The sequence below is a fragment of the Sphingobacterium athyrii genome (assembly GCF_003071065.1).
Taxonomy (GTDB): Bacteria; Bacteroidota; Bacteroidia; order Sphingobacteriales; family Sphingobacteriaceae; genus Sphingobacterium; species Sphingobacterium athyrii.
On record NZ_QCXX01000001.1, the window covers coordinates 963,178 to 987,319 of the forward strand.

Sequence of the window (24,142 nt, forward strand, 5' to 3'; positions counted from 1 at the left end):
TCAATTTTCATTTATGATGTGGCGGCGACCGTCTCCGTTACCAGGTCTATATCATGTACTTTATTATTTTTCCAGTTGCCACAGGTAAAATCCGGCACTTCAATCGGTTGGGAGCCATTGGCGACAGACCATTCGCTCAAGGGACCAATGACGCTCCAGCTGGCCGCATCATAGACATCCATATCCATCGGCAGGCCATTGCGCAGGCAATCGATCAGGCGCCAGTCCATCATAAAATCCATACCGCCATGGCCCCCGATCTGCTTGGCTAGTTCCCCGATCCTTTTGACTATCCCCGGCGTATATTGCTGCTCCAGCTTGGCCATCTCTTCGGCAGGCAGAAAGTCAGCATGGCCGATGGCGATCTTACCCGGCAGCGGATATTTCTGTGCAAAAGCTTTGGTGCCACTGATCAGATGAAGCCGCGAATAGGGTCTGGGCGAACTCACATCGTGCTGCAACATGATTGTACTGCCGCTATGGGTCAGGATATTGGATATATTCATATTTCCGCGGAGCGGCTTTTCCGCATAGCCCTCAAACTGTTTATCTTTCGCTGCCATTTCCTTCGCTTTCTGCTGGAGCATAAAATCTTTGGAAGACATGGAACTCATATATTCCATCTTATTTCCGCGGTTTACTTTCAGCAGCTGACATACTGGTCCCAGACCATGTGTGGGATATAGATTGCCGTTGCGCGCTGCATTCTCCTTAAGCCGCCAGAAATCAAAGCGCTTTTCGGCATCGAAAAAACTTTCCAGGATATCATGGATATAAGCGCCCTCACAGTGAACGATTTCGCCAAAAAATCCATTCCGGGCCAGGTTTAAGGTCAGGAGTTCAAAGTAATCGTAACAGCAGTTTTCGAGCATAACGCAGTGCTTTTTAGTTTTCTCCGAAGTCTGTACCAGTCGCCAGCAGTCCGCTACGCTCGTCGCTGCAGGGATCTCCAGGGCCACATGTTTTCCCTGTTCCATCGCATAAATGGCCATCTCAGCGTGCAGTTGCCAGTGTGTGGCAATATAGATCAGATCATACTCTGCCTGTTCACACATTTTTTTCCAGTGTTCCGCATTTTCAGTAAAAAGTTGGGCAGGATGGCCGGCAGTTTTGATCCTGCCTTTGGCTTCAGCAGCTTTCTCGGGCCGTACATCACATATACCGTTGATTGCTACACCTTCGATCTGGCTCAGGCGCTCTACCGCGGCTGAGCCCCTATTGCCTACGCCAATAAAGCCGACCCTTACCGTGGGTATTTTTGGAGCTGCATAGCCTGACATATTAAAAGTAGAACTGTATTTTTTTGTGGCCTCCAACCTGATATGATCCAGTTTGGCCGTTGTCGGAGCCTTATTTTCCTGTGTACAGCCAGTCATCAATCCAATTCCGGCCAGTCCTGACAGTTTTAAAAATGATCTTCGATTTGTTCCCATAGTATTTAGTTGATAAGGAGTACTCCTTCGTTATTCAATTGCTTTTTATAGCCCAGTACTTTGTCCTGTAACTGCTGTTTTTCGGACTGATCACACAATTTACCGTTCAGATGATAGAGCTCCTCGAGGCTGGCTTGTTGTTTGTTGAGGGCCAGTAGCATCGGGATATCACCCCAGCGGAGTATACCCTGCATATGAATCGCCATATTGTAGCTGTCCAGTACACCGCTCTCGTCCGGCAGGTAACTGACAGGCAACTGCCGCAGCAACAAGGGCTGCCCGGTGTCAACCAGCACATTGCTGATCAATGCAGCGATGGCGGTCTCACGGTCAGCAACAAGCAGCCGTTTGTAGCTGCTATATTCTTGTTGCAGATAGTCGTTGATAAGCCCGATTTCAGCTGCCCAGATCCCCATCATGTTGCTGCCCGTCCAGAGCAGGGAGCGAGATAACGTATGAAAGCGTGGCAGGGCACCATCGATCTGATCAGCATTCATGGAGGCGCGCTCTCCGAGCCCGTATAGATCTACCAGCACAACCCCCTCACCTTTACTCCGTAGGGCGTCAATCTCCGACAATGGCGCCTCTTGTTTACCTTTTGAGGGAAAGTAGACATGCATGGCATTCGCCGCTGCATGGGGCGGGCTAATCAACAACGGAATCAATTGCCCGGCGGTATTCTCCAGCACAACCCGATTCCAGCCCTGCTGCGGCTCCAGCGACTGCACATGGAGTAAGTGGTCAGCAGTATCCATCAGGATCATTTTTTGCAGTTGTTTTTTATATGCATCTCCGTCCAGCGGCGAGGTGGCTATCTGCGATTCAACACGGCTGAATTCTCGGCTGACAAATGCTGGGATACTGAGGATACCAGCTTTCTTGCGCCCTTGTTTCAATACAGCCAGCGCATTGGTATCCAAAGGATGGAAATCGGAAATCCGGTGATGATCTCCCCGGCGCCGCACGGTAAACACCCTGTCAAACCAGCTGATCATACTTCTGTTCATTTCTTCGGTATAGCTGTGTGGCTCATCAAAGAGTTCATAGTCGAGTAGTTCGGCTATACCCTGCTCCACATAAGCGCGCTTCGCAATGCGAAAAGATTTGAGCATCTGTTGTGCATTGAAGGCCGCATTACCATCGCGGAGTGCCGTAATAATTTTGATTGCTTTGGGTGCCATTGCCTGCAAAAGTTGCCCTTCTTCAAAATGCAGCAACCCATTCGGATGGAGTTCACAGACACAGTTGCTGTTCATGATATAGGCGCGGAAGGTGCCGACGCTAACGACGGGGACAGCTGCTTTGACCCGAGGGTCCATAGCTGCCAGCCACATGGTCTGATTGCCACCACCGCTGGCTCCGGTAGCTCCTATTCTTTCGGGATCCACCTCAGGCAGATCGCAGAGCAGGTCAATCGCACGGCTATTTTCGAGCAGCTGCATTCCCATCAGGGGCGTGCCCAGATCGAGCAGCGCCGACCCTAGGTTGGCCCCATGATATTCATGCTGATGCCCGCGGCCACGCTCGCCCGAGCCCATGGCATCAATGCATAAACATACATAGCCGCTGGATGCCAGCATGTGCGCCGTGCGCTGGACAATTTCACTGCGCCTTCCCGGAGGCCAATGCCCATGGCTGTTCAGTATTGCCGGGAAGGGGCCTTTGCCTTTGGGTACATATAAGCTTGCCGGGACATATACTCCAGGTAAACTCTGGAAGACCAAGGTATGAATGGTATAGCTCTCCTGCTCGATCGAAGAAATAAGCTGCATATCCAATGGCGGCACTTCGAATCCGTCCAGCCTCAGGTTATTTCTTACTGTCTGGATAATTTCCTGCGGATCTGCTGCAGCGTCATAATTCAGTGCCGCCATAAGCTGTTCCACCCGGTCGTCCATCCCAGCCTTTAACGGATCTATTTGTGCCGGCATTGCCAGTACATTAGGTAATACTGGATGTTGTTGTGCTTGTATGTTCGAATTTAATCCCATAAATATACCTAAAGATATCAGCCCTATTTTGAAGTCTATCATTGTAATTTACCCAAATTAGTCCACATCCCACCAGAGTTTTGTTGCCGCATTGTCGGTACCGCCAAGCAGCGCGCGCCCCTTGTTAAGTTCGGTCAGATTGTCCGTCGCTTCAGTCAATGGATAAGGTAACCTCTTGATAAATGTCCCTACAGGCAGATCCGCGTTATCCGACTGGATCAGCGGATACATTTTAGGGAATCCTGTACGCCGGTATTCCGCCCAGGCTTCCATGCCATTGGGGTATATGGCCAGCCACTTCTGTATGCCGATCTGTTCGCGCTGTTCAGCAGGACTCGCCGCCCATCTGACAGGGGTACTGGCTACTGCAGCCGAATTGTAGTAGTCACCCGGCGCTGCAGGTACACGATCTGAAATTATGTAGCTGTTGATCTGAGCCGATTCCGTTACCCCCCATTGTTCCATACTGGTTTTTATGCCATCTTCATACAGCTGTTTGGCCTCACCCCCCATATTCCAACCATTTAGCGCCCCTTCTGCCCGAAGGAAAAAAGATTCAGCGGCACACATCACATGAAAGTTTTGCGTAAAGTTTCCTTCGATGGCTGCACCATTGTAGCGTACCCAGTATGTACCCACATTGGAATTGGACCCCGACTGGTTGCGTACATTGCCGAGGTCGGTTGCCGTAGCACCATTGCGGACACTATTAAATACTTTTCCAGTGTAACTGGGCTGAAAATAAATACCTAGCCTCGGATCGGCATAGCCTTTTAAATAAGAGGCTATGGTAGAGCTCATGGAAAACTCATTCCATACGGCAACTTGAGCAAGTCCGTTGGTATCATTGCCCGATAAAGACTTGAGCATGCTGGCATTGTGGGAATTGCTAGACATTAATCCTGCTGCCACAGCGGCCTCCGCTTCGGTTTTTGCTTTACTGGCATCCACTTTAGCGATGCGCAGGGCCAGTCGCAGACGGAGTGAGTTAGCAAAACGGATCCAACGATCGGTATCCCCGTCAAAAATCAGGTCGTAGCCCTGAAAGATCTTCGTCCCCGCAGGGAGCCCCTTTAAATTAGCCACGGCAACCGTCAGTTTTTCAAAGAAATCCGCATAGATCTTATCCATGGGATCATAGGGAATGACATCATTGGCTTCGGCGGCACCGAAATACGGTATCGGTCCAAAATGGTCTGTCAGGCGATGGAAGGCATAGACCCACATAATATTGGCCAATGCAGCCTCCCCCGATTTGGGATCGGTATTTTCAAGAATACTTTTGAGCTGAGGTGCCGTATCCACATAGACAACGGTCCAGAACCGGCGCTGCCAGTCCGGCGTCAGCAGATAGCGGTCCGTGCTGAAGGAATTCGTGGTCAGTGCAAAATACTGGGCATATAAATCTGCGCCCAGGTTTTGTACTGTCTGGTAAAAAGATCTGTTCATCGCAGCCGAAGACTGGGCCTTGGCAAACATAAAAGGTAATTCACGCTGTGTGATCACCGTGATATTATTGGGATCAGTATTGACATCCTGAAAGTCTTTGGTACAGGATAGCAAGCTTAATGCTAATAGCGAGGTATATATCGTGCTCTTTCTCATTTTTTCAAGGATTTAAAAAGTTAACTTCACATTCAGCCCAAAGGAGCGGACTGTAGGCGGCAGGCCCACTTCGACTCCCTGAAAATTACCGGCGCCAAGCGCTGCTTCCGGATCAATAGGATTATCCGTTTTGCCTATGCCCGGAATATCCAGCTTGGATTTTCCGCGGTAAAAGAAAAATAGGTTGCGGCCCGTCAGCATCAGCTGCGCACCTTTGATCGCCGCTGTGCTCTTGAGGTTAAACTTATAACTGACAGACAGTTCACGCAAGCGTACATTGGTCATATCATAGGTAAAGAACTCACCCCAGGCATCACGGCCATTCTGCGACACGCGAGTCCAGAGCTGCTGTGCCGTGATGGCCTTGGTATTGGTGGCACCACTGGCATCCACGGCATCCAGCACCAGACCTCCATCGCGATAATCAGCAGTATAATCCGCCACACCGAAAGCCGCCAGGTAAGCCGAAGTTCCCGATACGATCTCACCGCCGATACGAGTATCAATCAAGGCATTGACCGTGAAATTTTTGTAACGCACCGAATTGGACCAGCCCAATAAAGCCTTTGGATTAAAATTACCCAGTTTCTGATTGGCCTCGACCACAGGAAGACCACCATTGTCCACCACATATTTACCGGTCTGCTCATCTCTTATCCACTTATAGCCATATAGATCACCATACCGCTCTCCTTCATTGACTACGACTGAAGCATATTTGGTATTTTCGCTGATCGTCGCACGTTTTGTTTTTTCGTGCAGTTCTATCACCTTGTTGGTATTGGCGGCAAAGTTGAGGGTGGTCTGCCATTCCAGATTTTCTTTTTTCAGGGGTGATGCGGTCAGCTGCACCTCGATTCCCCTGTTTTCAATATTTCCGGCATTGATATACTGCCGGCTATAACCACTTGCCATGGGCAGACCGAGAGACAGCAGCTGGTTGATCGTATTGCTTTTGTATACGGTCAGGTCAAACCCCAGTCTGTTGGCAAAGAACTTCATATCCAGCCCGGCTTCATAGGATTTTGTCAGCTCCGGCTTCAGTTCGGGGATCATTTTCATTGGTGAGCGTGAGATAAAGCCCTTTCCGGCACCAAGACCAAAAGAATACAGTTGCTGGAGCAGATAAGGATCCGGGTCGTTACCCACCTGCGTATAGGAGGCACGCAGCTTGCCATAGCTGACCCAAGCCGGTAGTTTGAGCCATTCGTTAAAGATAGCAGATACACCGACCGAAGGATAAAAGTAACTGTGCGGTGACTTCAAGGTCGAGGTCCAGTCGTTTCGTGCCGTCATATCCAGAAAAATATTGTCAAAAAAAGCCAGCTGCGCACTTCCGTAAACTGAATTCATACGTCGCTGATAGCCATTGATCAGGAGAAATTCAGGTGTTGTAGCCATTTTTAGGCTAAATTCATTGGGAATGGATAGCCCATTGGCCATATTCTGAAAGCTGGTATACTGCCGGTTTAAAAAACTTGCACCGACATTGTAACTGATTTTAACGGCTTCACTGATTGAATTCTTTCCGTTAAATAAGAGATCAAAATTGCGTTCCTGATAGCGCGCATGTGTTTCAAAATACTTACCGCCAGGACGGACATCCCCAAGGGAAACTGTACCCGCATAGAAAGAACCGTCTGTCTTATCGATGTATTTATCATAACTGAACCGTCCCATGACATTTAACCAATCCGTCAGCTGGTAGGTTGCCGAGCCCATGGCGGTAATACGGTCCCGGACCTCATTGACCGAGGTACGATTGGTGCTCCAATAAGGGTTGTCGTAGACGGCAGACCCGGACCAATATTTCCGTTGTGGCTCGCCGGTGACGGGATCGATGGTTTCATAATCCTGTAGTTCAGCCTTATCCATATCCCTTGGCATCACATAAGCTTCTACGGGGATCCCCATATCACCCAGTCGGGGCCGGTTGTCGATCTGCTGGTTGACATAGTTGAGCTTAACATCGGTTTTCAGCTTAGGGATCAGCTCCGTATTGACCCGCAGGTTGAGGCTATTCCGTTTGAGGTCGTTGCCCGGAATGATGCCGCCGATCTTATTATTGGTGTAGGAAACGTAGCCCTGCACCTTTTCGGTACCACCATAGGTACTGACACTGTTATTGAAGGTAGCCGCATTTTCAAAGAAATCACGGACATTATTTTTGTAAGTCGTGCCCAGCGGGCCCCAGCTTTCGCCAACATTGGTACCCGTGACACCTCCATTTCCACGGCCATAGCTATTCTGGAATTTACTGAGCAGGTTGACCTGGTCCAGGGATGCGCTGCCGTTGTAATCAATTTGGTACCGGCCCGCTTTGCCCTGTTTCGTTGTAATAAGGATAGCACCGTTTGCTGCCCTGCTTCCATAAAGCGCTGCAGCCGAAGGCCCTTTGAGCACATTGATGGATTCGATATCATCAGGATTGATATTCGCTGCCCCGTCACTTGTACCATAATTGTAGGTGGTGCCGCTGGCCTGCTGCCCACTGGAATTATCGTAGGGCACACCATCCACTACAATGAGCGCATTGTTGTTGCCCGTAATAGATTTGTTACCGCGGAGAACCACCCTGGCAGACGCCCCAGGCCCTGTTGCTGCGGTGGTGACCACAGCACCGGCGACTTTCCCCGTCAGGCTGCTCAGCACATTGCCACTATTGTCACGGGCATTGTTGACCGCAGCACCATCCAATTGTTGCGTCGCATAAGTCAGTCCCCGGACCTGGCGCTTGATCCCCAGTGCGGTGACGACCACCTCTTCCATCTGCTGGCTTTCCGTTTCGAGTGTGATCTGAAGGTCGCCCGTGGCGGGAACAGCGATTTCAACGGTTTTGAAACCGAGCAGCGAAATCTTGAGCCTATCTCCCCCATTGGCCGTAATACTAAAATTGCCCTGTTTGTCAGTCTTTGTGGCTAGCTTGTTCATCAGGTTGCTAACCGTAGCCCCTACCAGGGCATTTTGGTCAGTAGCGCTGCTGACCCTTCCTTTGACGGTTGTCGTCTGCGCCGCAGCGATGCCTGTCCAAAGGAAGAGACAGCCCAGCATCGTGCCAACGGCAACTGTGCGATTACTGTGGATATGAACTATCATAATTTATCCATTTTTAGGTAAGATTTTGAGTTTATTCAATTGCGTTATATCCCAAAGAAAGATCTTAACGAATAGAAATCCAACAGATTTACCGGATAAAGTAGCGGTAGCGTTATCGTAAATTGAGCAATCATAGCTACATCAAGCGCTTCAAAAAAAGGTAAAAATACCAGTCCACTTCTGTTAATTCTAGATCATACAATATCATTTTGGGGTAATAATAATCCTCAAAAAAGAATCTTTTACTATCCAAAACTTACTTTTGAATTCAAAAAGTCAATAAAGGTATTCAAATGAAAAAAAAATGCACATACATCGCACTGTTCGCCGTTCTCTTTCTTATCCATGGCTGTAATATGTTTGATGTCCATCCCTATTCCGGAAAAATCGATGGAAGGCAACATATTAATGCTGAAAATATTGCAAAAATAGAGCATGATTACGCCCAACGAGATACCATTAGATACGCTTTTATCAGTGATTCGCAGCGATGGTACGACGAACTTGACGATTTTGTAAAAATAGTCAACAAACGTAACGACATTGATTTTATTATTCATGGTGGCGATCTCAGTGACTTTGGCCTTACCAAAGAATTTCTATGGCAGCGTGATATTCTGGACAAATTAAAACAGCCTTATGTCGCCTTGCTTGGAAATCACGACTGCCTCGCCAATGGTGAAGAGATTTTTCAGCAGGTGTTTGGCAGTCCCAATTATAGCTTTATAGCTGGGAAAACAAAATTTCTATGCTTAAATACAAATGCATTGGAATCTGATTATTCCACGCCGGTACCCGATTTTTCATTTATTGAGCAGGAGCGTCAGACGGATAAAGGGCGCTTTGAGCAGAGCGTAGTGGTCATGCATGCCAGGCCGACATCCGATCAGTTTAACAACAATGTGGCATCTGTCTTCCAATACAGCATTAAACAATACCCCAACTTGCTCTACTGCAATAATGGCCATGACCATACTTACCAGAAAGATGATATTTTCAAGGACGGCATCGTCTACTACGGCACCCCCAACATCGGCAAACGTCAATTTCTAATTTTTACAATCACCAAGGATCACTATACTCATGAACTTGTCTCCTATTAAAGCACACAGATCATTCCTCTTGTTTGTTTCCCTTTTCTTTTCCACAATCAGTGCGGCCCAGATACTCGTCCAAGAGCACGGCACGATTCCCGGTACCGACAGCAGCAGCGCGCATATTGACAGCAACAACAGCAGGGAACTAAAAAAAGCGGCCTTCAGGCTTGTACCATCGAGTTACCTCGTTCAGTACGCTGGATCCATCGGTTTATTTTCGGCAGGTGCAGGTTGGGATTATGGTCGGCAGAAACAGTGGTCGACCGACTTTTTGCTAGGCTATGTACCCAAGTATGATACCGACCGTTCCAAGCTTACCTTAACCCTTCGTCAGACCTATACCCCTTTTAAGGTCCAACTCCATGAGCAGATCAGTTATCATCCACTGCGCACCGGGGTTTACCTCAATACGACGCTGGGCAAACAATTTTGGTACCAGGAACCCGACAAATATCCGAACAGCTATTATAGCTTCTCCACTAGACTACGCATCAATATTTTTGTTGGCCAGGACTTCAGCTATAAATTAAAGTCCAATTCCTCCTACTTTGAAGGAATAAAATTTTATTATGATCTACATACAAGTGATCTGTACCTGGTCAGTGGTGTTCAGAATAAATACCTAAAATTTGATGACTACATAGGGCTTGCGCTCGGTATCAAATTGCAGATCAGACGGAAATAGGCGAGTCAAATTAAAATAGAAGGTAAAAGACAAAGATATGCGAAAAAGCGGCGCCGACAGACCGCCATCTCAGTCCAATGTACTGAGGGTCTGCATAAGGCTCCGCATATCCTGTTGTATGGAGCGGATAGTCGCCTGAAGCTCATTGTGCATATTGGCCAGATTATGCAATTCCTCCGCGATGAAGACGCCACCCTCCCTAAAATAAAGTTTCTCCTGGGGACTATTCAATTGATCGTCCAAACCATATTTTAACCAGCGTTGCCGGGTTGTCTCCAGCAGTGAAAGATTTTCAGAGTTACTAAATCTCTTCTCCGACAAAATCCCCCAGACCGACGCCGGATAGATCTGCGCAGTATTATTTTGAAACCAGATGCTCTGCAGCATATTGCGTTCCATATGCATTCTGACACGCCTTCCCTTGGGATTTAGGGTCATAAATCCCAATACTGATGTTCCTACCCCACCTGCTATGCTCAGCCCATTATTAAGCTTATCATTTTTGATTGTTGTTGCTGTCACAGCAGTGACAGCTCCCAAAAGTATGGAAGCCACAGTCAGACGCGTTTGCCTATTCGAATTCAATTCATCTATATAGGCGGCTAACTTATCGATACGCTCACCATTACAGTCCAATTCCGCTGCGATGGCATTCAATTCCGTTTCAAACAGCATACATTGGTCAGTTATCTTTTGTTTCGCAACCAGCTTCAGCGGCGTGTTGTCCGGATTGTTCAAATAGGCGATGATAGTCGGCGAAAGGTTGAGGTATTTGACCAATACAAAATCATGAGCAGAGAAAATAGTACTCAGCCTAATGCTGTCAGCAGATGGAATTACTTGTACAGGAATTGATTTATAAGTGACATTTGGCGCACAATAGTTCTTTGTCAGCGTCTGCACCTGCACATTATTGATCCATGTCGAGCAACCGGTCAAAACCAGGTTAGACAATACAAGAAAGGGCCTTAGTTTTATAAGCAGTAATTTCACCATGGGAGTCATACCTTGCATTCAAAAACAATAGACCAAAAAAAATGTTTTGAAAAAACCAACTTCATCCCGCCATACATTTACATACCTATTAGGGAAACATCAATTTTACTGAAGCTTCCGTTGCATTTTTATTTTCTAAATGCAACATTTTAACTGCCCAGATTTCAGCAGATGTTTTTAGACGATCATCTTTTTATTTGTAATAAGTCTAAATAGAACGTATATTTGTTCGCTTTGAAAAACGCAGTACATAAAATAACACTCAACAAAAGGCAATTTGAGGAGTTTTTCCAATTGTATTGGAAGAGAATGTATTCTTTCGCACTCAAAAGCATTGGCGATGAAGATGATGCCAAAGAGATTGTCCAAGATGTTTTTAAATCCCTATGGGAAAGAAGAGCTGATCTTCGGTTGCAGGATGCAGAACGCTATCTTTTGCGCTCGGTGAAATTAAAATCACTGGAATTTCTAAGGAATAGGGGCAACAAACAGCGACACCATGAATTGATCTCAATCAGCAAAACTGAATTTTACGAAGATAATAACCTCTATTACAAAGAGCTTAAAAATCATTTGGATGATGCTGTTGACTCATTACCCAAGCAATGTAAAAATGTATATAAATTGAGCCGTGACGAGGGATTAACCAATAAAGAAATAGCCACAAGCTTACTAATTTCAGAAAGAGCAGTCGAATACCATATTAGTAAGGCATTATCAGTAATTAAAATCAGACTTAAAAAGTACTGTAATATCCATATTGCCCGGTTTCTATTAATTACTTTTTTGTACTTTTGAATGTATACGGATTATCAAAAAATGGAAATCAACCAAGATATACTAAAAAAATATGCTTCCGGTCAATGCGGTGAGGCTGACAAACATTTAGTCGAAAAATGGTTGAACAATGATTCCTGGGATAGTATCGCGGAGAGCAATCCTATAAACGAAGAAATTGGATCCGCCATGTGGGACAAAATTAATTCGGACGCACGGCAAAACAAGCGAATAAACTGGGGCAGGATTATCGCAGCAGCTTCTGTAATTTTTGTGCTCGGTTTTTCTATGTTCTATTTTTCTCATCCTACCTTGGACAATCAGACCTTTACCAATTCATCTGCTGAAAATAGCAAGTTCTTCACCGAAGAATATTACGATGTGCAGTTAAGTAAAAATAGTACGGCCAACATTGATTTGGTCAATAAAAAACTGGCCTTCTCCGGTGATTTTATCATAAAACCTAAACGGGATTTCGAGCTTCTGGATAGTAATCAGAACAAATTTGTATTTAAAGCCGGAAGAGAGTATTTTGTGTCGAATTCTCCGGATTTTGGTAAAATTGTAGCGTTTCAAAAAAGTGATCTGGCTTTTTTACCATCTACTATGCAAATTAAAATCAGGGAACAATTTCAAAGCATTTAATTGACAAGTATGAAGCGATTACTAGTGTTGTTTTTCCTTATAACTTCCATTTTTTCGTGTACGCAAATTTCAGAAAAAAATATAGATCCCAACTTTGTCTTTTGTCTGTTCAATAAAGAAGAAAACCCCACCAGCTTATTGTTTACCGAAAATTTAGATGACGACGGAAGCCCTACCCTCCAGATTCCATTGTCCAGTTCGCGTATTCAGGAGAGAGAATATATCTACAAAAATGGTTTCTTTTATCGATTATCGAGTCAGACGAGTGTCTTTACAAAATACCAATTACAGGGTTCATCCTTTGTCCTTGTAGACAGTATACTATTAAAAAACCGTGATTTTGAAACCATTACCTGGAAAGATGACGACAACCTAATTGCCGTCTGTCGGGAGGATGCCGGAAATAGAACACCGCAAGCTAGACTATATCAGATCAATGTTGCAGGGATGAAAATCGTGAAACAAGATACGATTGTTCTCCCCTTTGCCAACAAGGAATATAGCGTGCTGCACCTTGGGCTTGTGAATATTGAAAACAACGATCTTTGGCTGGCCTACTCCTTCTTTAAATCAACGGGGAAGTATGGCCACACAACATCCGACACGACCTACTACGCCAGCATAAAATACGATAGTTTTAAACTTAAAAATATTCAGAAAGAAACACGTTCAACTTATCCGGGCGGCTTCAATATCATACAATCCTATAGTTTTAAAGACGAAAAAGGCGATTATTACTTTATGACCAATCCTGGCATAGCACTGGGAAATAACCCGAAATTACCAACAGCTATCTTTAGAAAAAAGAAAGGCCAGCAATCCGTTGATCAAGACTATATGATCAATATTTCCAAGTCAATCGGAAATCACGCCTATGGGATCTGGTATGTTGGCAAAGGCAAGGCAATTATCCGCAACGAACAAAAGAAGCTCTATACCGATTTCTCTAATTTTCATGCTGTCTATCAGTTTGAATACAGGTTAGTTGATCTGCAATCCGGTTCTATAGAAAAAATCCAGGTTCCTTTGGATAAAGGGACCCAAAAAGAAAACGTATGGGCGGATGGAAAGTACGCGTATTTTGCCATAGATGATTCAAACGACCAGCACCGTGTCTGGAAATATGATTTACAGACCAAAGAAATTTCGAAAGGACTTAAGCTTCCCAAGATTACCAATTTTACCGTACGAATGGATTATTTAAAATAATAGACCTATCCTCGACAAAAAAACAAACTCACAATCAACCATTTGTATATTTTTTAAAAAAATAATCCCTATCAACATTCGGTAAAAGATAAGTATAAGCAACCTTCCTATATATACTTAATCTAAATAAAATGTTGAAGTCAACATCTACCTTTGTTCTAATATTAATTTTTACTGTGTTTATCCAAGCACAGACCAAAAAAAAGCATGCCCTTTCCGGCTTTGTCAAAGATAACTTTGGGAAACCCATTCCGGGGGCAACCATACGCTTAAAAGATCAGCACACAGGCACATCTTCCGATATAGACGGCTATTATAAATTACAGATAAACAGTTCAACGGACGCCATCTTACGTGTCACTGCTGTTGGTTACCACAGCGAAGAAAGAGCCGTAAACGAAAAGCTCATTCAGGATTTTCAGCTTATAGAAGATCGCAATTATATAGAGGAAGTGACCGTATCGGCACACGGGAAAACTGAAAATGAGAAGAAAGTGGCCGAGATCAAGCGATCGGGATTCAATGTAAGTGTCATTGACATGAACAAACATGCCAACGAAGCAGCCAATCTGACCCAGGTTTTGAAACGCGCTACGGGAGTCACCATACGTGAAGATGGTGGACTCGGTTCTAACTTTGTGTTTCGCATCAATGGACTCGATGCAAAGATCTACATTGACGGTGTTCCCATGGAGAATTTTGGTTCCTCGATGTCTTTAAATAATATTCCTGTCAATCTGATTGATCGTGTTGAAGTATATAAGGGTGTGGTACCCGCTTTTTTGGGTTCCGATGCGCTAGGTGGTGCTGTCAATATCATTACGAAACGTCGCGCGCGACCTTACTTGGACCTGAGTTATTCCTATGGTTCCTTCAATACACATCAGGCTGCGATCGTGGGTACCTTTACCAATCCAAAAAACAAATTATCATTTCGAATGAATGCATTTTATAATCATTCAGACAATGATTATAATATGTATACCAACGAAAAGTACAATGTTCTTATCGAGGAAACGGTCGACAACAAGTATTATGTCATCCCAAAAGCCAAGCGATTTAACGATGCTTACACCTCCGCCATGGGACAACTGGAGGTTGGTTTTCGCGATGTATCCTGGGCAGATCAATTTTATGCAGGCCTGACCTATTCCCAAAATCACAAAGAAAATCAGATCGGTGCTTCCCTCAGCAAGGTATTTGGTGGCGCATGGTCAGAAAGCAACTATCTGATGCCAACCTTAAGCTACAAAAAAAGCAATTTTCTGGTCAATCGCTTATATACGGATATTTTCACAAGTTATAGTTACGACACCCGCTATGTGAGAGATACCGCCATGTATAATTACAACTGGAATGGTGCCTGGGTCTCAAATTACGAAGGCACAACGCCAAATCCCCAAAAAGACATGAAATATAATCTGTCGAACTATTTAGCGCGGGTGAATTTAAACTATGACTTTGACGAAGCCCGTAACCAAAGTATCAATTTCAACTACAACTTTAACAGCAATGATCAGAAAGAGTACGATCTGATCGGCAATTATAACCGCTCAGGTCTGCCATCCTATCTGGGAAGACATATTTTTGGGCTATCCTGGCAGAACCAGTGGTTCGACAAGCGCTTATCCAATGTACTGGCGGTAAAATACTATCGCATGGATGCTTCGAAAGATATTGATGAGCGCAAATTCGATGGAAACAACAATTTGATCAGCGGTGAAATAATTCATCAAAAAAAACAAGGTAATTATTATGGCATGAGCCTTGCTTCCCGGTATCGAATAACCAAGGATGGCGGATGGAAACTATCCTACGAAAGGGCATACAACTTACCCTCTATGACCGCGCTTTTTGGCGATGGTGTCAATACGACGGGCAACTGGGCAGTAAAACCCGAGCATAGTGACAACATCAATACTGGATTTTATTATAATACCTACATCAACCAAAATCATTTTCTGAACGTCGATGTGACAGGCTTCTATCGCCTGGCAAATAACTATATAAACAGCCGGGCGGTCATTCAGAATGGAGTTTCCTATTATCAAAGCTACAACGAAGAAGGTGTGAAGCTCTATGGCTTCGAGGCCGAAGTCAAATACGGTTTTAAAGATCTGCTGGCTGTTACCCTCAATGGATCTTACGATAAAGCCCTATACAATAAAAAATATACAGACGAGTCCCACCAGCAAATCAGTTTAAATTATAACAAACAACTCATAAACCGACCTTGGGTCTATGGAAATGCTGATATCAGCCTCATCCAGAATAACTGGTTTCAGCAAGGAAGCAGAGTTCAACTATCGTACTTATATCAATATACGCACTGGTTTTACCTCACCGAATCAGATCACGGATCGCTTGAATCCAAAGATCTCATTCCGTCCCAAAATATCCACTCCGCTGTGCTGAGCTATGCCTGGGATTGCAATAAATACAACGTATCCTTTGAAGCAAGAAACCTCACAGACGAAAGAGCTTACGACAATTTCCGCCTCCAACGGCCTGGACGTGCATTTTACGTCAAGCTGAGATTATCAATCATGTAAAACAAATAAATACATATTTTTATGAAAATCAACAAATTCGCCGTCGCAATATTCGCTGCGACTGTATTATTCTCTTCCTGCAAGAAATCATCACCTGAAACTACTTCACCGGAAGAGCCAACACCAACTTCAAATAGTCTGTACAGTGTTTGGGTGACAACCGCGGCTGGTTCATCCTACCTACTGACAGCTGATAATCTGATGAAAGATACCCTTTTGACCGCCGCAAACAATCAAGGTATCGATATCACATCGCATTTACCAGCAGCATTTTATGCTATTTACGCCTATGCCTACGAAGGAAAGTATTACCTTTCAAACGATGGAACACGATTCAGTCAATTTGAAGTTGTCAACAGTAAATCCTGGAAAGAAACGAACAACTATGCATTCCCTGGAAATTTTTACCTAGGCAAAGTCCTAAAAGATATTAGCACCAAAGATGAGATGGTCATGACCAAAACAGCGGGGACCACCAATAAGACCAAAAATGTATTGGAACAACCAATCTATTTCATGAACGTTAACAATCTGACAATCAACAAGACCATCGGTATCGAAATCCCGATGATCACATTTAATCCCAAAACACCGGAGGGCAAAGATCACAACCCTTATATCGTACCTACAAGCTTCACGCAACGAGGCGACAAACTATTTGTAGGTCACAAATATAGAAGTAATGAAACGCGTAAGGATATTATCGACACCGCCTATATGTACGTATGTGATTACCCAAGTTTGGCCAACGGAAAAATTATAAAAGATGCTAGAGGCGGTTTTGCAGCTGGCCATTGGGAAGTGCAGACGCTTACTTTTACCGATGACAATAAGGACCTCTATGTTGTAACCAAAAAGACAGACGCGGCGACCTATGGCCTGTTACGTATTAAATCGGGACAGACAACCTTTGATCCAGATTATTTCTTCGATTTAAAAGATTACAACGTGTTCAGCAATAATATATCGCAGGTACAGAAACTAGGTGATGGTAAAGTTTACATCAGTCCTTTCGTCATCGACCCGGCAAATAAAAAGATTGTTGCCGACCTCAGAATATTAGTAGGTGGTGGAGAATCAAAAACGACGATGAATTTTATGGAGAATGGCAAACTATACGATGTCTTTAAAACAGACGAGTCCAAATGGTATGTATATGAATATGATCCAGCAAAAAATTCGGTAAAACGCGGAGCTGAGATCGATCCTGGAATCAGCCAAGTTTATCACCTGAATAAGCTCAGATAAGTTCCAGCAAAATGTAAGAAGTGCCCCGCCGATGTCCCTTTTAAAGGGATGGAAAAAATTTCAGCATACGCGAAATCGAGGCGGGGCAATTCTCTATCCAACACCCCAAAATTTAAACATATGAAAAAATTATTGTTCAGCATCCTTAGCTTTTTTATCATCCTGTCGGCATCGGCGCATGCCGTATTTATTGAAACCTCACTGCAAGGTACCAAAGGGAAATCCCATACCGTAAAAGTGGTTTATGGCGAACCGGATGAACACGAGCTCATCTCCAAATGGTGGTGGTACAAAGAAGATATGCAGGTTACATTGACATTGATCAAACCGGACGGGAGTACATCATCTCTAACGACTACCGCGCAGGGAAATCATCTATTGGCCACATTCATTCCTGATCAGGATGGTGCTTATCATGTATCTTTAAAAAGAGATACAGAGCGCAAAGCAGGCGCCAAGACACAATATCAGATCAATGCAATCGCCACAATTCAAGTTGGAAACACTACCCTTGGTCATACTTCTGCACATCTTGCCAATGAGCTGTTTGTTTTTGCCGACCAAACTGTTTTTAAAAATAAAAAAGAGGTCTCGCTGACCTTATTTCAAAAGGGAAAACCCGCACCAAACGCTGCTGTTCAGATCATTGCCCCAAGTGGCTGGATCAAATGGTTGGAAACCGATGCACAAGGTGTCATCAAATTCATCCCGGAATGGAAAGGCAAATACTACGCCGAGGTATCCCGAAAAGAAAAGATCGAAGGACAGGCTTTTGAAGAATATAGCCGTGCCAGCTCCATGAGTTTTGCGGTAAACTAAATTCGAGATGGCGGTAAGAAAAAAGAAAAATAATTCGGTATTTCGACTGGTCAATAACTGGCTGCACCTCTGGATGGGATTAATCTCTGGCATTATTGTCTTTGTCATCTGCCTGATGGCTTGCCTTTGGGTGTTTAATCATGAAATTATAGATCTTGTTATCCCGAAAAAAGAAAGGCAATATATCCTGGCTTCCAGTCAGTCATTAATTTCTCCTTCGCGGATTGTCGGAATTGCTGACTCGCTTTATCCAAATGCCGTGATAGGTGGCATCACGTATACCCGGGATCACCCTGTTTCTTTTACAGTCAAAGAAAACGATGGTAAGGGAAAGGACGGTGGTCCAAAAGCGAAACCACAGGTGCATCTATTACACCCCTATACAGGTCGTTATTTAGGTGTTCAGGTGGAGGACAATTCGGAAGAAGCCCAGTTAAGAGAGAAATTGAATGGCTTTTTTGCATGGACATTGAACGGGCATCGCTTCCTTTGGCTACCAAGGGATATCGGCCGCCCCATTGTTAATTATGCGACCTTGGTATTCAGTGTTACCCTAATCACGGGATTGATCTGGTGGTACCCAAAAAAATGGACGAAATCAACGCGTGAAAAAAGCTTTCGGATAAAATGGAAAGCCGGCTGGAAACGCGTCAATCTGGATCTTCATAACGTGGTGGGCTTTTATTCATTTCTTTTGGTTTTATTACTGGCAGTGACGGGTATGTATTACGGTATCGAATGGTTCAATCGCGCATTATATTGGTCAACCAACTGGGGAACTCCCCTCGCCGAACGAACATCAGTCCATTCTGATTCAACAAAAATCGATCAACTGGTACATTTTCCGAAAGCTTTTGATCGAGAGATCCGTCGCATACTTACACAATATAAAGATCCACATTACCTGACGATCACTTATCCGGATGCTGAAAAAAAAGATGCTACGATTTCGGTATATATTCGAAACGACATGGATCGGCAGTATAACAACCGCTATTATTCGTTCGACCGGTATACAGGTGCCTTTCTGCCCAATAATATAACACTCTTTAATAAGGATTTTTATGAGCTCCGGACAGGCGAACAATTCAGGCGGCTCAATTACGATATTCATGTAGGGTCTCTCTGGGGCTTTCCGACGAAAGTGCTGGCCTTTGTTCTCACCTTGATCGCGGGTTCTTTACCTATTACAGGATTTGTTATTTGGTACAACCGCAAATGGGGAAAGAAAAAAGGACGCCATACATTGTTAAAGGGCACTACCATCCCCGAAGTTAAGGGCGATTCCGGTACGGTCGCACCTACAACGATAAGAAAACCGCCGATCCGTTTTCGACCGAAGCCTACGGACTTATAAAATTTTATAGGCACAGAATCACAGTGTAAACAGGAAGGTTAAATTTTGAATTCATTGACAATTAAACTTGTTTAATTTATGCTTAAGAAGGTTCTTTCTCACGAAAGAACAGGGGATATTATTTATGACGAAATCTACATTATTTACGATCCTGCTAACAAGTTCAGCCATGGGCATCATGGCACAGACAAAATTATCAGGGAAAATATTTGACAAGGATGGACAGCCATTTAAAGGAGCTACCGCCAGTCTTTTACGCTTACCAGATTCGGCATTAGTAGCACAATCCGATGCCGACAAAGATGGTTTATTTCTGTTACAGGCAGCTAAAAATGGTAATTATATAATTCGCTACAGTTCCGTTGGTTACACGACGGTATTCAGCAAAACCTACCAGTTATCCGGTGCAGAGCAAATTGCCACACCCCTATTTTTACAACCTCTCGCACAGATCATGGAGACGGTTCATATCACCGGAAAACAAGCCGCTGTGCGCCAATATGCAGATAAAATGGTTGTTGATGTCGAAGGAAGCGTATTGGCAGAAGGGAACAATGTGCTCGAGCTCTTAGAAAAAACACCCGGCCTAGTCTCCGATGGTAAGGGAAATTTTTCTATTCAGGGCCGCGCCGGAGCCAATGTACGGATCAATGGGCGCGATATGTATGTATCGGGCGAACAGCTCGCAAGCATCCTTCGCGGTCTCCAGGCCTCCGAAGTTTCAAAACTTGAACTGATTAGCAATCCTTCAGCCCGAGAAGATGCCTCAGGGACAGCGGGGATCATCAATATCGTAACCAAGCGAAATGGGAAAGTAGGCTTTGGTGGCGATGCTTTTGTCCGTGCCGGCCAAGGCAGAAAATTCCATGGTGGTTATGGCGGAGGCCTCCACTATAAAGTAAACGGCCTGGATATGTACCTGCAGGGCAATACAAGTTACGACCGCAGCAATAGCCATAATCTGACCGAAAGAAGCTTCTATAACCAAGGCAGCTTAACCTCCTTTCAACGGCAGCATGAAAGCAAGAAACTTGATGACGCCTCTTTCCATAGCCTACGGGCGGGAGCAAAATATGAATTTTCCGACGGGGGAATCCTCGATGGAAGTGTACATTGGATGAAAGGCAACTATCAACCTCATGCCTCCATTGAGATGGATACCTGGAGCTATCCTGCGAACATCCACACGGAAAAGGCGCGGAGTAAAAACCGCTTTGACGAGACTTTTAAAAACTGGACATTTAATGTGAACTATAGCAAGAAATACGAAGGTGAAGATCATTTTTTAAAATTCAATTTTGATTTCGCGCCCCACGGCAACGATTACAACAATCGTTTTGAAACGGATAAGTTCAATTTACAAACGGATATGAAAATGAGTACAGGACGAACCAATGTACAGGATTTAAGTAATACGACCTATTCCGGCAGACTCGATTATAGCAAACCCTTAACTGATTCAAGCAAAATAGAGCTTGGCTGGAAAGGGACCTACTTTTTCATTAATAATGATGTGGTCAATTCCCTATTGGATAAAGGTACATGGATCCGTGATAATGCCACTTCCAACCGTTTTCAATACACCCAGCATATTGAAGCACTCTATGCCATCTACTCTGGCAAATTCAAACGACTCGAATATCAGGCTGGTCTGCGTGGCGAGTATACCTTTATAAATGCCAATCAGGTGACCTTAAACAAGGAAAATCACCAACGCTATTTCGACCTTTTCCCGAGTGGCTCATTGCTTTATCACCTCAATGATAAAAATACCATAAGGACATCCTTCAGCAGTCGAATTGAGAGACCGGGCGATCACGACATCAATGTATTTCGGATCTATGAGGATGCCTATAGTTACAACGAAGGGAATCCGGATTTAAAACCAGAGAAGAGTTACATTACGGAGATAGGTCATGGTTATAAAAATAAGTTGTTCACTACATTGGGTATTTCTTATGGCCGTGATATGATCAATTGGATTGTTCGCCAAGGGGATCAAGTCGGCGAAAATCTGTCGCGGCCAGAGAATATAGGACGATATCTGAATTACAGCGCCAGCGTGATGTACAATCAGACATTGCGTTCCTGGTGGACCGCAAGCCATTATATCAATGCATTCTACAACAACTATTCCGGTGAAATCGGCGATGTAAAACTAGATTCAAAAGGTTCCAGCTGGACGGCCAATAGCCGCCATACGCTGCAATTCAAGTATGGCTTGCGCGCTGAAATAGCACTTTATTATCGTTCGGGAATTACTACCGGTCCTTCTCGGACCGACAAAAGGTACGGACTGGATCTAGCTGCAGAAAAGAAAATGTTTGGTGAACGTGGCATGATCAAGCTTACAGCCAATGGTTTACTCCGAAATGCTAATCCACAATTAATCAGCGAATACGGAGACCTGAAGGTATTTTACTCCGATTTTCCGGACAACAGAAAAGTACTATTGTCATTGAGTTATCGGTTTGGCAACTAAATGGTATGGCGTAACAGCCGCGCGTCAACCACCACGTCCATCGCGTTCATCAGCGCTTCTAACTGTACTGTCAACGGACAACGGACTGTTGTCGCGAACGGCAACCTCCTTTGCCTGATTCATTCTGATCCCTATTGAAATGATACGTAATTTTACCGTACCGTCATCAAACAAGATCTGTGCAGTTTGCTTGTCTGGTATAACCAGCAAATTGTTATCCGATAATCTCACCGGATCGCTCGGATCAGCTTTTGGCTGTAAAAGAAAATACAAGAGGGTAGCAAAGGCACAGAAAGCGATACAAGCAGCGATCCTAGTCCAAGTTGAGCCCCAGAGGCTTGTCCTGTTTTTTGTAATAGCGGTATGCGTCTTTTTTGCGCTAGATATACCGGACAGGATCCGTTGGAACTGGCGCTGTCTATCGACCTTCGTCGGCTTAAAAGACTGTTCTATCACCCCTTCCCATTGCTGTTCCAGCACGGCCATAAACTCCGGCGTATGAATCAGTTCCAGATGCGTTTGATTCCATCGCGGAACATCAACTTTACCACAATATTCTTTGATTGATTACGAATAATTGGTCTAATCTGCGATCTAAATTAGAAAATAATTCTAGATTCTTTAAATCAAATTATCGAAGCAGAAAAATTCTGCTGCCCGGAATTTATGATACAATCATGCACCCTGCATAGCACAATTTCAGCAAGCAGGACCGGCACAAAAATCAGCAACACAAACACCATTAGCACCTAAAATACAGCCACATAATAAACAAACAAGTTACTATACAATTGTATTATCCAGAGCCATAGTTAGGATAAATCATCGCAATTTCATACATTTGTGTCTTATGGTTAAAACCACTCAATCGGATATAGCATAGTAAACACCTTGTACGTCCAGTATATCGTGTCCCTTCAACTTCTCTTGGATCATTCTATCCAGGAGTAACACTTTATTATTTTTTATTTACACTGCGCAAAAAACAAAAGTGTTTCCTTGCGCCAAAATTTGCTATATCATGAATAATGAGCATATCGTCAACAGAGACGAATTCAGTTTTAACCTTCATCAATATGGTTGGAATGATAAATTAAATCAACTGAAACAAAATTCTCTATTTAAATCGCTCCCACACGGTCGTATTGCGACGGTCCATCGGACCTGCTACGAAGTTATATCCGAAAGCGGACTGCTGCAATGTGAACTGACCGGAAATATGCTTTTCGGAAAATCAGCTTATGAGCTTCCCTGCACGGGAGACTGGATCATTTTCCAGCAATTTGAGGAAGATAAGGGTATTATTGTAGACATACTCCCGAGGGAGCGTGTATTGGACCGTAAAAAAAACGGCACTATTTCAGATAAACAGGCAATAGCCGCTTACATAGACAAAGCATTTATCGTACAGAGCCTCGACTCAAATTTTAACATGCGCCGCGCGGAACGTTTTGCCGTCCAGATTTTTGAGGCAAATATCCAGCCGATACTGGTACTCAACAAGGCCGACCTGGATTTCGACCACGGACCGATAGCAGAGGCGACAAAGCACTTTCAGCTACAGATGCCTGTTTACCTGACAAGTATACACCAGCCGGAGACAATTACGGCTTTACGCAACTGTATCGGAACAGGCGAAACTGTTGTCATGGTAGGCTCATCCGGTGTAGGAAAAAGTTCACTAGTCAATGCCTTATGCGAAAAACCGGCTGTTCACACTTCCGCGATCAGCGAGTCCACAGGCAAAGGGCGACATACTTCCACACGACGGCAGATGGTTGAGATGACTGATGCCGGGATACTGATCGATACCCCCGGAGTCCGTGAATTCGGACTGACCACTGACGGCATCGAAACATTGACCGATACACTGGATATGAAGGACTATGTTGGATTGTGCCGCTTTAAAGACTGCACGCACCACAATGAACCCGGCTGTGCCGTATTGGAAGCAGTCAAGAATGGTAACCTGGATCAGAAGATTTATCAAAGTTATCTTAAACTCGAACGCGAAATCGACCATTTTAGTACGTCATCACATCAGAAGCGGAAAAAGGAAAAGTCTCAATCAAAATTGCTGAATGAATATAAAAAACGGCAAGGCCTAAGACGTTAATACCGCGTATAAGGTCCGGGTATCCAGCTGTACC

General features: G+C 44.4%; 17 protein-coding genes. 11 read left to right on the forward strand and 6 right to left on the reverse strand.

The features are described from left to right. Nucleotides 1-11: 11 nt before the first annotated feature. Genes DCO56_RS04360 through DCO56_RS04375 form a run of 4 tightly spaced genes read right to left on the reverse strand, consistent with a single transcriptional unit; the run spans nt 12 to nt 8,125 of the window. Nucleotides 12-1,433 carry a Gfo/Idh/MocA family protein gene (locus DCO56_RS04360; RefSeq protein WP_108632487.1) on the reverse strand — a complete coding sequence of 474 codons (1,422 nt, stop codon included), beginning with the start codon at nt 1,431-1,433 and terminating at the stop codon, nt 12-14. A 5-nt stretch (nt 1,434-1,438) separates the two neighbouring features. Then, nucleotides 1,439-3,466: an alpha/beta hydrolase family protein gene (locus tag DCO56_RS04365; protein WP_108632488.1), complete on the reverse strand. Its 2,028-nt coding sequence runs from the start codon at nt 3,464-3,466 to the stop codon at nt 1,439-1,441. A 15-nt stretch (nt 3,467-3,481) separates the two neighbouring features. Next, nucleotides 3,482-5,029 (reverse strand): SusD/RagB family nutrient-binding outer membrane lipoprotein, encoded by a 1,548-nt coding sequence (locus DCO56_RS04370; protein WP_245935773.1) that lies wholly within the window; start codon nt 5,027-5,029, stop codon nt 3,482-3,484. Between the two features lie 12 nt (nt 5,030-5,041). Then, a complete protein-coding gene (locus tag DCO56_RS04375) occupies nt 5,042-8,125 on the reverse strand; it encodes a SusC/RagA family TonB-linked outer membrane protein (RefSeq protein WP_108632490.1) in 3,084 nt (1,027 codons plus the stop codon). Between the two features lie 293 nt (nt 8,126-8,418). On the opposite strand from DCO56_RS04375, the gene DCO56_RS04380 reads away from it, so the two are divergent. Together DCO56_RS04380 and DCO56_RS04385 are read left to right on the forward strand one after the other, a co-directional pair. Next, the gene (locus DCO56_RS04380) at nt 8,419-9,228 is read left to right on the forward strand and encodes a metallophosphoesterase family protein (RefSeq protein WP_108632491.1); all 810 of its coding nucleotides are present in this window, start codon (nt 8,419-8,421) and stop codon (nt 9,226-9,228) included. Beyond that, nucleotides 9,209-9,907: a hypothetical protein gene (locus DCO56_RS04385; protein WP_108632492.1), complete on the forward strand. Its 699-nt coding sequence runs from the start codon at nt 9,209-9,211 to the stop codon at nt 9,905-9,907. The genes DCO56_RS04380 and DCO56_RS04385 overlap by 20 nt, the downstream gene beginning before the upstream one ends. A gap of 69 nt (nt 9,908-9,976) precedes the next feature. On the opposite strand, the gene DCO56_RS04390 is transcribed toward DCO56_RS04385, so the two are convergent. Then, nucleotides 9,977-10,903: a hypothetical protein gene (locus DCO56_RS04390; protein WP_181390446.1), complete on the reverse strand. Its 927-nt coding sequence runs from the start codon at nt 10,901-10,903 to the stop codon at nt 9,977-9,979. 234 nt (nt 10,904-11,137) lie between these two features. On the opposite strand from DCO56_RS04390, the gene DCO56_RS04395 reads away from it, so the two are divergent. The 8 genes from DCO56_RS04395 to DCO56_RS04430 all read left to right on the forward strand — a co-directional run bounded on the left by DCO56_RS04395 (nt 11,138) and on the right by DCO56_RS04430 (nt 21,992). Further along, the gene (locus tag DCO56_RS04395) at nt 11,138-11,701 is read left to right on the forward strand and encodes an RNA polymerase sigma-70 factor (protein WP_245935774.1); all 564 of its coding nucleotides are present in this window, start codon (nt 11,138-11,140) and stop codon (nt 11,699-11,701) included. A gap of 21 nt (nt 11,702-11,722) precedes the next feature. Then, nucleotides 11,723-12,325 (forward strand): hypothetical protein, encoded by a 603-nt coding sequence (locus tag DCO56_RS04400; protein WP_146190974.1) that lies wholly within the window; start codon nt 11,723-11,725, stop codon nt 12,323-12,325. A gap of 9 nt (nt 12,326-12,334) precedes the next feature. Then, nucleotides 12,335-13,534, forward strand: coding sequence for a hypothetical protein (locus DCO56_RS04405; RefSeq protein ID WP_108632496.1), 1,200 nt, complete (start codon nt 12,335-12,337; stop codon nt 13,532-13,534). A gap of 131 nt (nt 13,535-13,665) precedes the next feature. After that, nucleotides 13,666-16,086: a TonB-dependent receptor gene (locus DCO56_RS04410; protein ID WP_108632497.1), complete on the forward strand. Its 2,421-nt coding sequence runs from the start codon at nt 13,666-13,668 to the stop codon at nt 16,084-16,086. Nucleotides 16,087-16,107: 21 nt separating this feature from the next. Further along, on the forward strand, nt 16,108-17,334 hold the full coding sequence (locus DCO56_RS04415) for a hypothetical protein (RefSeq protein WP_108632498.1): 1,227 nt from the start codon (nt 16,108-16,110) through the stop codon (nt 17,332-17,334). 120 nt (nt 17,335-17,454) lie between these two features. Next, a complete protein-coding gene (locus tag DCO56_RS04420) occupies nt 17,455-18,153 on the forward strand; it encodes a DUF4198 domain-containing protein (RefSeq protein WP_165306173.1) in 699 nt (232 codons plus the stop codon). Nucleotides 18,154-18,160: 7 nt separating this feature from the next. Further along, nucleotides 18,161-19,510, forward strand: a complete 1,350-nt coding sequence (locus tag DCO56_RS04425; protein ID WP_108632500.1) for a PepSY-associated TM helix domain-containing protein — start codon at nt 18,161-18,163, stop codon at nt 19,508-19,510. Nucleotides 19,511-19,634: 124 nt separating this feature from the next. Continuing rightward, nucleotides 19,635-21,992 carry a TonB-dependent receptor domain-containing protein gene (locus tag DCO56_RS04430; RefSeq protein ID WP_108632501.1) on the forward strand — a complete coding sequence of 786 codons (2,358 nt, stop codon included), beginning with the start codon at nt 19,635-19,637 and terminating at the stop codon, nt 21,990-21,992. A gap of 24 nt (nt 21,993-22,016) precedes the next feature. On the opposite strand, the gene DCO56_RS04435 is transcribed toward DCO56_RS04430, so the two are convergent. Beyond that, nucleotides 22,017-22,478 carry a hypothetical protein gene (locus DCO56_RS04435; RefSeq protein ID WP_108632502.1) on the reverse strand — a complete coding sequence of 154 codons (462 nt, stop codon included), beginning with the start codon at nt 22,476-22,478 and terminating at the stop codon, nt 22,017-22,019. A 535-nt stretch (nt 22,479-23,013) separates the two neighbouring features. Between DCO56_RS04435 and rsgA the strand changes: the two genes are divergently transcribed. Further along, complete coding sequence (rsgA, locus tag DCO56_RS04440) at nt 23,014-24,108, forward strand: ribosome small subunit-dependent GTPase A (RefSeq protein ID WP_108632503.1); 1,095 nt, start codon at nt 23,014-23,016, stop codon at nt 24,106-24,108. The last annotated feature ends 34 nt before the right edge of the window (nt 24,109-24,142 follow it).

What these genes read in the sequence shown, in the direction of transcription:
- DCO56_RS04425 (WP_108632500.1), top strand. Translation starts at nt 18,161, where the DNA reads ATGGCGGTAAGAAAAAAGAAAAATAATTCGGTATTTCGACTGGTCAAT.
- DCO56_RS04415 (WP_108632498.1), top strand. Translation starts at nt 16,108, where the DNA reads ATGAAAATCAACAAATTCGCCGTCGCAATATTCGCTGCGACTGTATTA.
- DCO56_RS04390 (WP_181390446.1), bottom strand. Translation starts at nt 10,903, where the DNA reads ATGGTGAAATTACTGCTTATAAAACTAAGGCCCTTTCTTGTATTGTCT.
- DCO56_RS04430 (WP_108632501.1), top strand. Translation starts at nt 19,635, where the DNA reads ATGACGAAATCTACATTATTTACGATCCTGCTAACAAGTTCAGCCATG.
- DCO56_RS04385 (WP_108632492.1), top strand. Translation starts at nt 9,209, where the DNA reads ATGAACTTGTCTCCTATTAAAGCACACAGATCATTCCTCTTGTTTGTT.
- DCO56_RS04380 (WP_108632491.1), top strand. Translation starts at nt 8,419, where the DNA reads ATGAAAAAAAAATGCACATACATCGCACTGTTCGCCGTTCTCTTTCTT.
- DCO56_RS04405 (WP_108632496.1), top strand. Translation starts at nt 12,335, where the DNA reads ATGAAGCGATTACTAGTGTTGTTTTTCCTTATAACTTCCATTTTTTCG.
- DCO56_RS04360 (WP_108632487.1), bottom strand. Translation starts at nt 1,433, where the DNA reads ATGGGAACAAATCGAAGATCATTTTTAAAACTGTCAGGACTGGCCGGA.
- DCO56_RS04375 (WP_108632490.1), bottom strand. Translation starts at nt 8,125, where the DNA reads ATGATAGTTCATATCCACAGTAATCGCACAGTTGCCGTTGGCACGATG.
- DCO56_RS04365 (WP_108632488.1), bottom strand. Translation starts at nt 3,466, where the DNA reads ATGATAGACTTCAAAATAGGGCTGATATCTTTAGGTATATTTATGGGA.
- DCO56_RS04420 (WP_165306173.1), top strand. Translation starts at nt 17,455, where the DNA reads ATGAAAAAATTATTGTTCAGCATCCTTAGCTTTTTTATCATCCTGTCG.
- rsgA (WP_108632503.1), top strand. Translation starts at nt 23,014, where the DNA reads ATGAATAATGAGCATATCGTCAACAGAGACGAATTCAGTTTTAACCTT.
- DCO56_RS04400 (WP_146190974.1), top strand. Translation starts at nt 11,723, where the DNA reads ATGGAAATCAACCAAGATATACTAAAAAAATATGCTTCCGGTCAATGC.
- DCO56_RS04410 (WP_108632497.1), top strand. Translation starts at nt 13,666, where the DNA reads ATGTTGAAGTCAACATCTACCTTTGTTCTAATATTAATTTTTACTGTG.
- DCO56_RS04435 (WP_108632502.1), bottom strand. Translation starts at nt 22,478, where the DNA reads ATGGCCGTGCTGGAACAGCAATGGGAAGGGGTGATAGAACAGTCTTTT.
- DCO56_RS04370 (WP_245935773.1), bottom strand. Translation starts at nt 5,029, where the DNA reads ATGAGAAAGAGCACGATATATACCTCGCTATTAGCATTAAGCTTGCTA.